General features: G+C 67.9%; 15 protein-coding genes and 1 pseudogene. 7 read left to right on the top strand and 9 right to left on the bottom strand.

The window, feature by feature from the left end:
• The first annotated feature begins 198 nt into the window (after nt 1-198).
• A complete protein-coding gene (locus tag AC3IPP_RS07785; RefSeq protein ID WP_003165159.1) occupies nt 199-390 on the top strand; it encodes a hypothetical protein in 192 nt (63 codons plus the stop codon).
• A gap of 102 nt (nt 391-492) precedes the next feature.
• Here the strand turns inward: AC3IPP_RS07785 and AC3IPP_RS07780 are convergent, their stop codons facing one another.
• From AC3IPP_RS07780 to AC3IPP_RS07770, 3 genes are all read right to left on the bottom strand, one after another.
• Nucleotides 493-2,274, bottom strand: coding sequence for a ParB/RepB/Spo0J family partition protein (locus AC3IPP_RS07780; RefSeq protein WP_003165160.1), 1,782 nt, complete (start codon nt 2,272-2,274; stop codon nt 493-495).
• A 92-nt stretch (nt 2,275-2,366) separates the two neighbouring features.
• Nucleotides 2,367-2,795 carry a DUF2958 domain-containing protein gene (locus AC3IPP_RS07775; RefSeq protein ID WP_003165161.1) on the bottom strand — a complete coding sequence of 143 codons (429 nt, stop codon included), beginning with the start codon at nt 2,793-2,795 and terminating at the stop codon, nt 2,367-2,369.
• Complete coding sequence (locus tag AC3IPP_RS07770; RefSeq protein ID WP_003165162.1) at nt 2,792-3,790, bottom strand: ArdC family protein; 999 nt, start codon at nt 3,788-3,790, stop codon at nt 2,792-2,794. The genes AC3IPP_RS07775 and AC3IPP_RS07770 overlap by 4 nt, the downstream gene beginning before the upstream one ends.
• A gap of 477 nt (nt 3,791-4,267) precedes the next feature.
• Between AC3IPP_RS07770 and AC3IPP_RS07765 the strand changes: the two genes are divergently transcribed.
• On the top strand, nt 4,268-6,106 hold the full coding sequence (locus tag AC3IPP_RS07765) for a reverse transcriptase family protein (protein ID WP_489177456.1): 1,839 nt from the start codon (nt 4,268-4,270) through the stop codon (nt 6,104-6,106).
• Nucleotides 6,107-6,284: 178 nt separating this feature from the next.
• Here AC3IPP_RS07765 and AC3IPP_RS07760 read toward each other — a convergent pair whose 3' ends face one another.
• The 6 genes from AC3IPP_RS07760 to AC3IPP_RS07735 form a co-directional block, all read right to left on the bottom strand.
• The gene (locus AC3IPP_RS07760) at nt 6,285-6,662 is read right to left on the bottom strand and encodes a DUF2200 domain-containing protein (RefSeq protein ID WP_003169290.1); all 378 of its coding nucleotides are present in this window, start codon (nt 6,660-6,662) and stop codon (nt 6,285-6,287) included.
• 724 nt (nt 6,663-7,386) lie between these two features.
• On the bottom strand, nt 7,387-8,208 hold the full coding sequence (locus AC3IPP_RS07755) for a hypothetical protein (RefSeq protein ID WP_003165165.1): 822 nt from the start codon (nt 8,206-8,208) through the stop codon (nt 7,387-7,389).
• Nucleotides 8,209-8,272: 64 nt separating this feature from the next.
• Nucleotides 8,273-8,623 (bottom strand): hypothetical protein, encoded by a 351-nt coding sequence (locus tag AC3IPP_RS07750; protein WP_223850734.1) that lies wholly within the window; start codon nt 8,621-8,623, stop codon nt 8,273-8,275.
• Nucleotides 8,624-8,710: 87 nt separating this feature from the next.
• Nucleotides 8,711-9,589 carry a hypothetical protein gene (locus tag AC3IPP_RS07745; RefSeq protein WP_112999862.1) on the bottom strand — a complete coding sequence of 293 codons (879 nt, stop codon included), beginning with the start codon at nt 9,587-9,589 and terminating at the stop codon, nt 8,711-8,713.
• 5 nt (nt 9,590-9,594) lie between these two features.
• Nucleotides 9,595-9,912 carry a hypothetical protein gene (locus AC3IPP_RS07740; protein WP_003165168.1) on the bottom strand — a complete coding sequence of 106 codons (318 nt, stop codon included), beginning with the start codon at nt 9,910-9,912 and terminating at the stop codon, nt 9,595-9,597.
• A 199-nt stretch (nt 9,913-10,111) separates the two neighbouring features.
• A complete protein-coding gene (locus tag AC3IPP_RS07735) occupies nt 10,112-10,780 on the bottom strand; it encodes a DUF2285 domain-containing protein (RefSeq protein ID WP_003169287.1) in 669 nt (222 codons plus the stop codon).
• A gap of 230 nt (nt 10,781-11,010) precedes the next feature.
• Between AC3IPP_RS07735 and AC3IPP_RS07730 the strand changes: the two genes are divergently transcribed.
• The 5 genes and pseudogenes from AC3IPP_RS07730 to AC3IPP_RS07710 all read left to right on the top strand — a co-directional run bounded on the left by AC3IPP_RS07730 (nt 11,011) and on the right by AC3IPP_RS07710 (nt 12,701).
• Nucleotides 11,011-11,613 (top strand): helix-turn-helix domain-containing protein, encoded by a 603-nt coding sequence (locus AC3IPP_RS07730; RefSeq protein ID WP_244911846.1) that lies wholly within the window; start codon nt 11,011-11,013, stop codon nt 11,611-11,613.
• Nucleotides 11,567-11,722 (top strand): annotated as a pseudogene (locus tag AC3IPP_RS07725) (LuxR C-terminal-related transcriptional regulator); the annotation flags it as partial. The gene AC3IPP_RS07730 and the pseudogene AC3IPP_RS07725, both read left to right, overlap by 47 nt.
• A gap of 172 nt (nt 11,723-11,894) precedes the next feature.
• Nucleotides 11,895-12,134 (top strand): hypothetical protein, encoded by a 240-nt coding sequence (locus AC3IPP_RS07720; RefSeq protein WP_003165171.1) that lies wholly within the window; start codon nt 11,895-11,897, stop codon nt 12,132-12,134.
• Between the two features lie 17 nt (nt 12,135-12,151).
• A complete protein-coding gene (locus AC3IPP_RS07715; RefSeq protein WP_003165172.1) occupies nt 12,152-12,274 on the top strand; it encodes a hypothetical protein in 123 nt (40 codons plus the stop codon).
• Between the two features lie 67 nt (nt 12,275-12,341).
• Nucleotides 12,342-12,701 (top strand): hypothetical protein, encoded by a 360-nt coding sequence (locus AC3IPP_RS07710; protein WP_003165173.1) that lies wholly within the window; start codon nt 12,342-12,344, stop codon nt 12,699-12,701.
• Nucleotides 12,702-12,727: the final 26 nt, after the last annotated feature.

Below are 12,727 nucleotides of genomic sequence, written 5' to 3'. Positions count from 1 at the left end.
CCATGGACCTTGCGATGATTTTCTCTAGGCTCGACGCGCCGCTGTTCCGGTACCGCGGCCGGCGGCTCGGAGCGTCCCCGCAGGACCCGCACTCCGAGCCGCCACCGGCCCGAGCGAACGCCTCGCGGCGCGCTACACTCCTTTGCAGTCTTCGGGCGCATTCTGACCTAGGGTCATGGCGAGCGGGGAAGCATCGACGTGACGGAAAGCTCGGATTTTGAATCCATCGCAGCGATGTGGCTGGAGCGGTTCGGGACGCCCATGCCGGTCGCAGGCGAGATCGAACTGGCCTGGCGCATCCTAAAAGAGAGCGGCGTCGATCTGCCTGCTCCAGCGCCGCCGCCTCCTCCTCCGACGAGCGATGGAGACGAACCACCTTCGGAGGATTGACCAAAAGAATGCGCCGCCCGGCGCCCCCTGCAGGGGCGCCGGGCGGCGCGCGATTTTTCGGGCCGATGAAACGGGCGGCGGAGGCCGCCGCCCGTCCCGTTGCTATTCCGCCGCGATGGCGTAGGGCGCAGGTTCGAGCGCATGCGGCGGCGGCAGCCGCCGCATGACGGTCTTGACCGCCCCCCACCGATCGACCGGAGCGTAAATCCGGTCGGTGTAGCGAGCGGGAGGAAAGGCCATCCACTTGGGCGTCCAGCCGTCCACCTTGGCGCGTCCGCCCGACCCGGCGAGGAAATCGCGCAGGATGGTCTTCTGCGTCTTCACCTTCTCCGCGACATTGGCGTCCGCGATCCGCTTGCCGCCGACATCGCGCAGCAGGGCGTTGGCGACGGCGCGGTCGCGCAGCAGGCCGAAGAAGGCGTCGTCGGGGGTCCACCACTCGGCCATATCGACCTTGAGGTAGGCCCCGACCGCCTCGACCAACGGGCCGCCGACCGCCAGCGTCTCGCCCATGATGACGGCGGCGACGGCGAACACCTCGTCGTCGGAGAGCTTCACCATCCGCGCGAAGAGTTCGACGACCGGCGTCTCGCGCGCCTGCGCGCGGGCGACGCTTTCGTCCTCGGCGTCGAAGCCGAGCAGGGCGAGGACGGCCCGGCGCTTGGCGTCGAAGACGGTTTCGGCGCTCGCGGTCTCGACGCTGTCGGCCATGGCCTCGTTGCGGACGCGGCGGTCGGCTGTCCGCACGGTCCACAGCGACGATCCGGAGACGGCGTGGGCGACGAGCAGCCGGAAGGCGACGGCGGGATGGTCCGCCAGCACCGTGCGCACGGCGGCGTGGCGGTGCAGGTCGATATAGTCCTGCATGACGCCGGTCGTCTCGGGCTTGCCTGCGCCCGGGGGCAGGCCTTGCGCCTGCGCCTCGGCCTTGGCGGCGGCGGCGCGGGCGCGCCGGGCCTCCTTGCCCGAAAGATAGCCCTCATGGACGGTCACGTCGCCGCGCCCGCTGACCGAAATGACCACCTTGCCGCCCTTGTCCTTGGGCGTCTTCTCATGGTCGTAGCTGTAGAAATGCTCGCCCGTATCCATGATCTCGACGGCGGACCAGCCGTCTTCAAGGTAGCGGTCGCGCAGCGCCGCCACCGCCTCGTTCTGCATCGTCCAAAAGGTGTCGGCGTCCTCGAAATAGCCGTCTTCCCCGAACAGGTCCGCCTTGATCCGGCCCGGATAGGCGTCGAGGTCGAAGATCGCGACCTTGGTCGGGATCGACTGGCCGCCGAACAGCCACGCCTTGAGGGACTGGCCGGTGGGCGCATATTGCTCGGGGTCGTCGTAGAGAGCGAGCCAGTCCTTCTGCTGGCTGCGGCTGGCGAGCGTCAGGTGACGAATGGTGGCCGCGTCGATCTTGTCGGCGGCGTAGAGGGCGCGGATGCCCGGCAGGAGATTGCCGAGCGCGAGGATGCGCCGGACGTAGAGCAGGGTCAGGCCGAAGGTCTGGCCGATCTGTTCGGGGGTGCGTCCCTTTCGGATCAGTCCGGCGAAGGTCTCCCACTGGTTCACCTCGCCGGGGTCGAGGCGGGCGATGTTCTCGATCAGCGAGGCTTCGAGCGCGGCGGCGTCGTCGCCGGGCTCCATGATGGCGCACGGCAGGGGTTCGACCTCCCCGCCTTCCTCGAGGACGGTGCGCGCCGCGAAATAGCGGCGACGGCCCGCGACGATCTCGAAAGTCTCGCCTTCGCCGGAGGGTCGGACGAGAAGCGGCACGAGGACGCCGCGCGCGCGCACGGTGGGCAGGATGTCCGACACGTCGGGCGGGGCCTTGCCGTTGCGCATGTTCAGCTTGGACACGCTGAGCTTGCCAAGGTCGATGTTTGCGAGTTGCATGACAGTCTCTCCTTCGGGAGTGACCGGCCCCGTCCGCTTGATCTCCTCCAGAGTGACGGGCGGGGCCGGGATACGCGGGAAGAGCCGCGCGCTCATCCTTGGCCGGGGTCGGCGCTCGGATCGGGGAACGCGCCGAGCGGGCTGGCCCGGCGCAGAAGGGCTTCGGCGCGGATGATCGACCCGGCGCGGCGCGCCCAGGCGGACCAGACCGACAGCCGGAAATGGGTCGAAAAATGCAGGTCGCGCTCGATGGCGAGCCCGAACGGCAGGCGGACGCTCTCGATCTCGGCAAGGTTGAACGATCCGAGTTCGGGGGTTCCGAAGCCGAGGTCGGCCAACCCGAACAGGGTGTCGCCGTCTTCATCCAGTTCGGTCGCGAGCCATGTCGCCGCGCCGACCGGACTGAAGAATTTGACGACGGGCACAGGGTCGGGCTCGACCGCGCCGGATTGGAGCGCGTGACGATGGGCGGCGGCGTTGGCGAGGAGCGCGGCGCGAAGCTCGGGGGTCAGGAGGATCATGCCGCCGCCCTCCCCATCTCACAGGCGACGCTCGCGGCGGCCTCGTCCGCCTCTGGCGCATAGGCCAAGAGATAGTCGGCGGCCTTGGACGCTTGCCCTGCGGCGCGGAAGATGGCGCGATTGTCGGAGCGCAGGACGGTCAGCCAACTGGCCAGATAGTCGGCGTGCCGCACGGTCGGGGCGACGCCGAGCGCGGCGCACAGGAAGGCGGAGCCGAGTTCGGCGGCCAGTTCCTCGCGGGCGTAGGCCGGGGTTCCGAAGCCGCCCGACTGGTCGCGACGGAGCCGGGTCGGGTGGCCGGTCCAGTGGATCAGTTCGTGCAGCGTCGTGCGGTAGTAGTTGATCTGGTCGAAGAAGGCGGGCTGCGGCGGGATGCGGATATAGTCCTCGCCGGGGTGGTAGTAGGCGCGTTCGCCGCCGATGCGGACATCGGCCCCGGTGGCGGCGATCAGGGCTTCGGCGCGCGGGACGATCTCGCGTTCGGGAAGCGGCGCAGGTTCGGGGACGAGCCGGTCCAGCCCTTCGCACTGGTCGAGGTTGAAGACGGTGAAGCGCTTGAGGAAGGGCACGACGCGGGCGTCCTCGCCGGTTTCGCGGGCGCGCTCCTTCTCGGCCTCGGGGGTGAAGCGGTCGGCGTAGACGACGGTCGTCCCGCGCTCGCCCTTGCGGACGCTCCCGCCCGCCGCGAGGGCCTGACGGAAGGTCAGCCAGTTCTGCGAGGCGTAGCCTTCGGAAAAGCCCGCGCCCCACAGGAGCAGGACGTTGACGCCCGAATAGCGGCGGCCGGTGGCGGCGTTTCTCGGCAGGCCGGGACGTCCCGCCCCGGCGCGGCCCCACGGCCGGACCCATGGAAAGGTCCCGGCTTCGAGTTCCGCGATGATCTTGGCCGTCACCTCGTCATAGAGGTTGGCGCGCGGTTCGGCGGCGGGCGAAGCCCGCCCCTTCCCTTTCCCTTTCCCTTTCGGGCGGCGCTGCGGCTGGCTGTCCTTACGCATGGCGATCCTCCTTCCCCGCCCCAAACCCCACAGCCTCTCCCGGAAGCGGGGGGTGGACGGCGAAGGCGTCCTGCCGGACGCGCCCTGCAAGGCGGGCGTCACCCACGGGGCCGAAGCGAAGCGGAGGAGCGGCCAACGGCCGCTTGGCGCGCGCCGGGGCGCGTCCAGAAGGGCGCGTCGGCCACCCCCCGCTTCAGGGAGAGGCCCAAACAAAGCCGCCGCGCGAACGCGCGGCGACCGTCAATGGGGGGCGTTGCGGGGGGCGAAGCCCCCTGCTCGAAGGGGTAGCGGGAGACCGCGGGCGGGCTCCCGCTCAGGGGAAGGCCTTCCCCTTACGATGACTTGCCTTGCAAAGAGCAGGCAGGCCCGGTCATGTGCTCGCCTTGAACTTCAGGGGTATGGGCCTATAAACGGCCGTGGGGGCGGCATGGCTATAAGGTTCAAGGCGCGAGTCGCGTCTGCTGTATTCAGCACCACTTGCTTCGTATCGCGTGCCGCCCCTCTCGGCGCGCGCCGTCCATGACGTTTCCCGCCGATTTTCGACGCGTCACGACCCGCGAAGCGCTGATCACGGCGATCGGAACCGACGAGGCGACATTCGAGGCCATCCTCGCCTTCGATCCTCCCAGGACCCGTGAAGAGCAGATCGAAGCCCTCCAGCGAGCCGCCGACGCCGCTTCAATCGAGGACATTCCGGTCTTCCTTCGCCACGACATTCCAAAGCGGAATCGCAGGCGCGGCCATCGAACGGTGTGGGAGCCGCTGCTGGGCAAGCCCGGATATCGGACGCTGGCGCGCCGGCTCGAGACCTTCTTCCGCATCGCCCTGCCCGGCTATCCGCACGACGCCGTCTACGGCTATCGCCCCGGCCGCAACATCCGGGAGAACGCTTCGGCTCACGCGGGGCGCTCGGCGCTGCTGAACGCCGACCTGGAGAATTTCTTCCCCTCGATCACGACGGATCGCGTCGCCGCCCTGTTCACCAAGCTGGGTTTAGTTCCCGACGTGGCCGAGCTGCTCGCGCGATTCGTCACGATCGGCGGCGGCCTGCCGCTGGGCCTGCCCACCAGCCCGGTGATCTCGAACGCCGTGGCGCTTCCTCTCGATCTCGCCTGCGCGGCCTTGGCGAGCGGAGCGAACGCGACCTACACGCGGTACGCCGACGATCTCACCTTCTCGGGGGATGACCAGCTCCCCGCCATCGATGCGCTGCGGTCGGTTGTCGAGGCGCAAGGCTTCGTGCTGGCGGAGGACAAGACGCGCCGGTCCAAGATCGGCCAGGCGCACTATGTGACCGGGCTGAGCATCAGCGACCCGGCGCAGCCTCACGTTCCGCGCGAACGAAAGCGCCGGCTGCGGCAGGAACTCTACTACGCCGGGAAATTCGGCATCGCCGACCACTTCCGGCATCGCGGCGTCAACGACGCGCGCGTCATCCAGCAGGAGGTCAACCGCGTCGACGGCCTGGTCCGGTTCGTCGCCCACCACGAGCCCGCGATGGCGCCCCGCCTGAGGACGCAGTGGCGCAAGGCGTTGCAGGATGAAGGCATGAAGCCGAGCTTCGCGCCGCGCGGTCAGCACCGGGCGCCCTTCTTCATCTTCGTGGACGAGGCGGAATTCGACCGCGGCGGACAAAAGGTCCTGGCGATCGGCATGGCGGTGAGCCAGCACGGCCCCCGAATGGCGATCGAGGCCGGCCAGGTTCTCGAAGCCGCGCTGGCGGACATGTATCTGGACGGAGACCCGGCGGCCCTGCGCAAGCGCGGCCTGCATTTCGTCGACGCCACCGAGGACCTTCGCATCGCCTATGTCAGGCGGCTCGAGGGGATGCGGTTCGAGGGCTATGTCGCCTTCGCCGACTGTGACGACCCCAGTCGTTACGAGGAGACCTATCTGCGACTGCTCGGCGCAATCATCGAGCGACGCCTGAAAGCCGCGGAAAGTCAGCTCGCGTCCTTTTACATCGAGCAGAACGAGAAGGTCTCGGCGCACAGGGTCAAAGGGCTGATCCAGGACGCCTTCGACCGTCTCAAGGCGCGCGACGACCGTCGCCCGGTGGACTTCGCCGTCCAGTTCGTCTCGAAGCCGCATCTGGGGATCAGCGCGCCGGATTTTCTGCTCGCCGTTCTCGGTCGATATCTCAAGTCGAAAGCGGCGAAACCGGGCAAGCCGGAGCCGCGCGACCGGCTGATGTTCGAGCGCTTGCGCGACAAATATCGGCTGATCCTCGACGTCACGACGTGGACCGAGTACTCGCGGCGACGTCCTATCCTTCCCTGGTCCGACCAGACCCCGCCGAGCGATGACGGCGCGTAAGCCGCGCGGTCCGTCACGCGCGGCCGAAGCTGGAACATGAACTGAGCGCACTGGTAAGGTGGATCGAGCCCGTGCTGCTGAACATGTCGCGCATAAGGCCCAGCGCACGTCTCTCAATTCGCCTATCTACAGCCGAGCGCTCGATTATCGGCGTGGTCGTCGCCTTAAGAGCGAAGCTTCAGAGCGCAGCCTCGGTCCGCAGGATCTTCTCCATCGCCTTGCCCTTGGCCAGCTCGTCGATCAGCTTGTCGAGGTATCGGATCTCTCGCATCAGCGGCTCGTCGATCGTCTCGACGCGGACGCCGCAGACGGCGCCGGTGATCCGGGAGCGGGCGGGATTGAGCGCAGGCGCCTTGGCGAAAAAGGTCTCGAAATCGGTTTGTGCGGCCAGCTCAGCCTCGAGTTCGACCTCGCTGAAACCGGTCAGCCAGCGAATGATCTGGTCGACCTGCGCCTTCGTCTTACCCTTCTTCTCCGCCTTGGCGACATAGTGCGGATACACGCTGGCGAAGCTCGTGGAGTAGATTCGGTGCTGCGTCACGGTCCTCTTCCTCATTATCGAGCCGTTCTTCGCCGCTCGCCTGTCGAACTACGACCCTGGCCTGATCCAGCATGGCCGCCGCCTCCGGTCATCCTCCTCCTATCAGGCTGTTTCGACAACAGCAGCCTGGGGTTTCTGCGGCGTCAGGCCTGGCGCGCGCCCGCGTTCGTCGCCCCTCTCGAACGGCGCGAAGCGGTGACCTTTCGCCCACGCATCGCCCCGGACTGTCCCACGGCGGCGACGTCGGCCGACGCTGCGAAGGCGCAGCGGCCGCGGCGTGAGCTGGCGCCGCGAGCGCCCGGCCATGAGACTGAGCCTACGGCTTGTCGTAGAGCGCCTGGCGGCTGAAGACCCGCACGGCGTCCGCCGCAGCCGGGTCGCCGGCAGCCGCCCACCCATCGCCAGCCCGCGCGGTCGCGAAACGCCACCCAGTCGCAAGGCGCCGTGCTCGCGGCCGGGGTTTCGCTGGCTTTTTTCTTCGGCGTTTTCGATGACGGGGGCAGTTCCCCGATCCTGTCGGGCAGCCACAGAATGCGGGCGTCGCCGATCGCCAGGACTTCGCACGCGATCACAGGCGCCGCTATCCTCTTGCCGATAAGGCTCCCATTCAGCGCAGCAGGCGTTCACCGCCGCGCGGTCGGCCTTGTTCGGGTCGAGACCCGTCGCCGTGCGGAAACTCGCGCGCGCGGCCTTCGGCTGGCCGGAAGCCGCCTCGGCCTCGAGAATCAGAACCGCGCCGCTATTGCGTCGTCTCCCTGACGACGATGTGCGTATCGGGGAACAGTGAGAACAAGAGCCGCCGATCCTCGTCGGTCGTTGGAAACCAGAAGGATCGAACCCTCACGCGGCCAAGCGCGGCGGCCGTAAAGGTCGGGTCGGCGAGCGCAAATCCCATCGGCCCGTAACCGCCTTCCGGTGTTGGGAATCCGGTGAGCGAGAACCATGCCGATGATACGCCCAAGTCCTCCCCATAGCGGCGGTGAGCGGCCACGATCGTGCGCACAAGGTCGCGCGTGAACACACGGGCCTCGGCGACCGTCGCCTCGTCGACGTCGGGCGCGACGGCTTTTTGCCGGGCGAGAATCTGGTCCACAGCCGCCTCATAGATCAGGTCCTCGTCATCGGCTCCGCCGTGGAGAAGGACCGCAGAGAAGGGCTCGACGGCGACCGCCCGCATCGCCGGAAGGATGTAGTTGGCGCACGCGGAAGCGCAGAGGCCGTGGACCTCCGCCGTCCAGTCCCGGCCTTGCAGCAGATACCCGGCGTCGATCCCCGTCTCGGCGTCGCCGCCCTGCGAGGAAATCGCGAGCGTGACGCCGCGTCGATCGGCGAGACCCGCGAGGCAGTCGGCCAGGCCGGCGTCGATCGGACCGATATAGCGTAGGCGATTGTCGGACTGGACCTCGCAGAGGCGGCGACCGGCGACGACGGCGTCCACGGCAGCCTTGGCGTTTCGCCAACCCGCCCGTTCCGTCTCGCCCGATTGCGCGAGCGCGTTGGCGGGCAGCATCAGGGCGACGGCGATGAGAAGGAAACTTTGGGCGTGGCGGCGTAAAAACATGAGGCGTGTCGTCGTTCCGAACGATGGCGGGTCGGGCGCCTGATCGCCCGCCCCGCCGTTCTGCTCAGTAGAGGCCGGCGAGATCCGCCGCGGGCTGCGTCTGCCGTGCGCCGTCCGACGGCCTGTTAATCTCGACAACAGGCATGTTGACGATGCCCGAGCCGCCGCCCATCGGCGCGCTCCGTCCGCCGCCTCCGCCGCCGGTCGACGGCCCGTCGCCCCAAGCGACCGACACATAAATGCGCCCCCCGGTGATCGAGCCGTCCGAGCCGATCGTCGCGTCAGCGCCGACGGTGACGGTGCGCGAGCTGCCGGTCGTGGTGGTGGTCGTCCCCGGCCCGTTCTGGTTTGCTGTGGTCGTGTTCGACTGGCCGCCGACGACCTGATCGAGTTCGAGATAATCGAGTGCACGCATGTTCATTCTCCTAGGATTAAGAAAGTAAATACAGCGGCTTCAGAACAACAAGCCGCCAAATGTATGCCACTCCATTCTTCGCCCAAATCACCCCGCGGGTTCGTACCCAGCGCGATAAATGATGCGCGTTCCTTCGATGACCTCAGCCAGGGCGTCCCGTTCCGCAGCGGAGGTTGGAAACCAGAAGCGCCCGATTTCGAGGTTGGGTAGACTGGATCGTAGAAAGTCAGGGTCGACGATGGCGAAGGTGCGTCCGCCGAACCCGCCCTCGGGCTGCGGGAAGGCGGAAAGATCGTACCAGCCTGAATCTACGGTCCTCTGACCCGCGAACGCCTTGTGCCGCTCGACGAGAAGACGCGCTTGTTCACGGGTGAAGCGCCGCGCCTGATCGATCATCGCATCGCTGACATTCGGGTTCGCCGCCCGCTGGCGTTCGAGAACGCCCGGAAGGAACCATTGATAGACACCCTCCTCATCGTAGGGCGCTCCGTGCAGCAGAACCGCCGAGTAAGGCTCAACCTCGATGCGCGCGGCGACGGGCAGCAGATAGTTCGCGCAGCTGGAGGAGCACATGCCGCGAACGATCACGGTCCAACCGCGCCCGGTCATGAGTTCGGCTGCCCGGATCGCATCCGCGGCATCGCCGCCCGGTGAACTGAGGATCAGGGTCATCCCGCTTCGCCCGGCGAAACGTTCGACGCAGGCGGTGAGCGACGGCCCGCTTTCCCCGATGAAACGAACGACGGAGTCGCCGGGGTAGCTGCATGTCACCTGGCCCGCCGCGATGGCGGCGACGGCTGAACGGGCCTGAACGAAGTCCGTTTCAGCATTCGCCTGCGCAGCCCAGGCGGGATGCTGGCAGCCTGCCGAAAGCGCGGCGAGCGCCAGTCCGGAAAGAAGGGTTGGTCGCACCATGGCCTGCACTTTGAACGCGCGGCGGCGGATATGGAATCCGCCGCCGCGCACGAGGCTCAATAAAGCCCAGCCAGATCGGCCGCCGGGCCGCGCTCATTGCCGCGAGGGAAGTTCGGAGTCGTGACGACGGTGACCGTCGTTTCCGACCGGCTCCAGCTGTAACTGCCCCCGACCGATCCGGTCACGCCTGTGGGGGTTTGGTTGATGTTGTAGTTCACCTGGCCGCCGCGCGTATTGTTGTGGGTGGTGGTGGTGGTCGTCTGGCCATTGTTATTCGAAGGCGGCGAGCTGGGCGCCGGGGTCTGGCCGCCGGTCTGGCCGCTGGATTGGCCTCCGACGACAAGGTCGAGTTCGCAATAGGACAATGCACGCATCAATCGTAACTCCATGTAAGGGGTGGTTGCGTCGGGCAGCGCTGCCGTTCGAAGCTCAGCAGAGCTCACGTAACGCCGCAATCCAAACGCTGTTCACATTCCTGTGACAACCTTGCGTTGGGGGCCACAACCCGCAGTAGCGGATCGTGCGCGGGGCGCGACACAAAGCCCGGCCGCCCGGCGGCAAGTCCCGTCCGGTTCACGGCGCCGTCCGGCGAAGCAACTCCGGCCCCGCTGCGGCGATCAGCCGCTCCCCGGTGCGGAGCAGGCGGACAATGCGCTTCCTCATGTCGTCGCCCGTCGACCAGTCGGTCGTCACGCGATCAGGACCGAACAGGGCGATGGCGATCTCGCGCTGGCTCGCGCCGTTTCGCCGACCGTCCCAGGCCCGAAGGGCCATCGCCCAACGGTGCGCCCGTGGTTCCCCCCGGAAGAGCGTGGGCAACAAACGGTCGAACCGGTGGAGGGCTTCGAGCTGGCCGAGCACCCGCAGTCCGATATCGAGATCGACGAACCCCGCGAGGTCGTAGGCCAGCCGGACCGGTCCGCTCAGCACGCTCCCTTCCCTCACTTCGATCCGGATGGACCGAACGCCTTCGCCGATGATGATCTGCTCCCGTCCGCCGCCGAAACGGCGGACGATCGCCCGGCACGGCAGTCGGTCCAACCGGAAGGCGTCGCCATCGGCCGCTGCGACGGGAGCGGCGCGCACGGTCAGTACGGCCGGGTCGAGATCGGCGCGCCAGAAGACCGACGCCGGCGACCGGCGGCCGCGGAAATCGCCAACCCCAAATCTCCGGTCCGTCTTCGGCTTGGGTCTCGAATACTCGTAGGGGCGGAGAGCGCCGCACCAGCCGAGTCCCGACAAGCGGAAGGATGCGGCCCGCGTCGTCGGGCCGACGACGCAGCGCCTCCCAAGTCCATCCCGCCAGGTCGAGCTCGAGCATCCGATCGTAGGCGTCGCGCTCTTTCCAAGCGGGAGGACAGCAATCGGTCCGCGCTTCGCGCATGCCCCTCCTTTCGGTCGCCGGTCGACGGCGCGCGGCATGTCGCCGCCGGCCAAGCATAAGCGTCAGCGTATGGAGCGATCTTCACGGATTGACCGGAATTTTCGCCAAATACCTGTCGGCGCATCATTTCTGGCGTCGCAAACTACAAGTTTTCGAACCCCGTGCGTCTCCCTCCAAGGGACATTGCGGGGGTTTGAAGCGCGGGCACGGCGGCGGCCGCAAGCTCGCAGGGTTGCCGCGGCAGGACGATGCGTGGCCAAATGGCCGATCGAGCGTCAGGAGAACCGACGTGCCGGATTCGCAAAGCAAACAGGACTATAATCGCGCGATCGGCGAGCGCGTTCGGCGACGGCGAAAGGAACTCGGCCTGAGCCAGACGGCGCTCGGCGCGAAGATCGGCGTCTCGTGCCAGCAGATCCAGAAGTATGAAAACGGACGCAACAGCGTCGCGGCCTCACGGCTGCACCAGCTCTCGCTCGCGCTGGCGACCACGGCGCCGGCGCTTATCGGCCTCAAGTCCTGGGACGAGGGCGAAGACGGCGGCGAACGCGCGCGGTTGCTCCAGGCCTGGTCGGTCCTGCCGAACCATCAGCGCGAACCCCTGCTCCGCTACGTCGAGGCGCTCGCTCTGTCGGCGGACCCACATGTCACAGGCCGGGCGGATGACGACCCGGGCGGCGGCGATGGTTGACCTCGACCGGCTCACCCCGCGCGAGGAGCAATGCCTTCGCGACGTCGCCGACGGCCTGACCTCCAAACAGATCGGTCGCCGACGGACGATGAGTCCGCGCACGGCCGACACCCACATCTACAATGCGCTGAAGAAGCTCGGCCTGCGCGACCGCGAGGAAGCCGCGGCGCTCTATCGCGCGGCGTTACGTATGGACTACGCAGACCGGTCTCCTAGGGAACCGGAAGCCCTTTCGTCCGGGTCGGGATCGGGTTTCGATCCCTCGGCGAAAGGAGGAGCCCATGCCCCAGCCGGTCATTCCGCTGCCGCGCTACACCTGGGGCGACGTGGAGACGGTGTTCGACGACCTGGCGCTGACACGAGCGCAGAAGGACGCGGTGGAGTATCTGCTGGACGAGACGCGGAGACACAGCCGCAACCTCTCGCCGCTCGATCTGCTTCGCGAGATCATCTGCATCGCATTCGTGCTGGGACCCGACAGCGACCGCCCTCCGAACGCGCCGCGCTTACGCCGGTCCTGAACCGGACGCTCGGCCGGTTGATCGTCACGGCCCTGGGAGCGGTCCTGCTCGGCGTCTGCCTCGTCGGCGCGCTCGCGGTCGCCCTCTCGCTCGGCCACCAGACCCAAGCCATCGACGCCGCCCTGCTGGCCCAGCGCTGACGGGCCCAGCGGCGCCCCATCCCTCTCTGACAAAGGACTTGCGCCGCCAGCGCGAGACGGACGCCCCATGCAACGACGCGACATCGCCCAATCCCTCGCCGACGCCCTGTTCGAGACCGAGGCGGCGCTTGATACGACCCTGGAAAAGGCCGCGCTGCTGATCGCGCAGGCTTCAGCGATCCGGCGCACCCATGGCTTCTCGGCCGTTCTCGGCCATGAGGCGGTCGCAGCCGCGACACGGACCGTCGAGGCCCTGGGCCAGGCCCGCGGCCATGCGATGACGATGCACGCGGCGCTGGCCGACGCCGCGCCGCACATCGGCGTCAGGCCAACGACGCTGCAGGGGACAGGCCTGGAAAAGCCTGACGCCGCCCAGATTCGCCCGACCGCCTCCATCGCACGCCCCCGCCTGGTCGCCGATGCTTGACATCGCGCCGCCGGCGCCGCGTCAAT

This window comes from Brevundimonas sp. KH_060, assembly GCF_057838275.1.
This window is presented reverse-complemented; position numbering and strand designations above follow the sequence as displayed.

Bases quoted from the DNA above. Each gene is read 5' to 3' on its own strand.
- AC3IPP_RS07755 (WP_003165165.1), bottom strand. From the start codon at position 8,208: ATGTTTTTACGCCGCCACGCCCAAAGTTTCCTTCTCATCGCCGTCGCC.
- AC3IPP_RS07740 (WP_003165168.1), bottom strand. From the start codon at position 9,912: ATGCGTGCATTGTCCTATTGCGAACTCGACCTTGTCGTCGGAGGCCAA.
- AC3IPP_RS07720 (WP_003165171.1), top strand. From the start codon at position 11,895: ATGCCCCAGCCGGTCATTCCGCTGCCGCGCTACACCTGGGGCGACGTG.
- AC3IPP_RS07710 (WP_003165173.1), top strand. From the start codon at position 12,342: ATGCAACGACGCGACATCGCCCAATCCCTCGCCGACGCCCTGTTCGAG.
- AC3IPP_RS07760 (WP_003169290.1), bottom strand. From the start codon at position 6,662: ATGAGGAAGAGGACCGTGACGCAGCACCGAATCTACTCCACGAGCTTC.
- AC3IPP_RS07780 (WP_003165160.1), bottom strand. From the start codon at position 2,274: ATGCAACTCGCAAACATCGACCTTGGCAAGCTCAGCGTGTCCAAGCTG.
- AC3IPP_RS07775 (WP_003165161.1), bottom strand. From the start codon at position 2,795: ATGATCCTCCTGACCCCCGAGCTTCGCGCCGCGCTCCTCGCCAACGCC.
- AC3IPP_RS07770 (WP_003165162.1), bottom strand. From the start codon at position 3,790: ATGCGTAAGGACAGCCAGCCGCAGCGCCGCCCGAAAGGGAAAGGGAAA.
- AC3IPP_RS07750 (WP_223850734.1), bottom strand. From the start codon at position 8,623: ATGCGTGCACTCGATTATCTCGAACTCGATCAGGTCGTCGGCGGCCAG.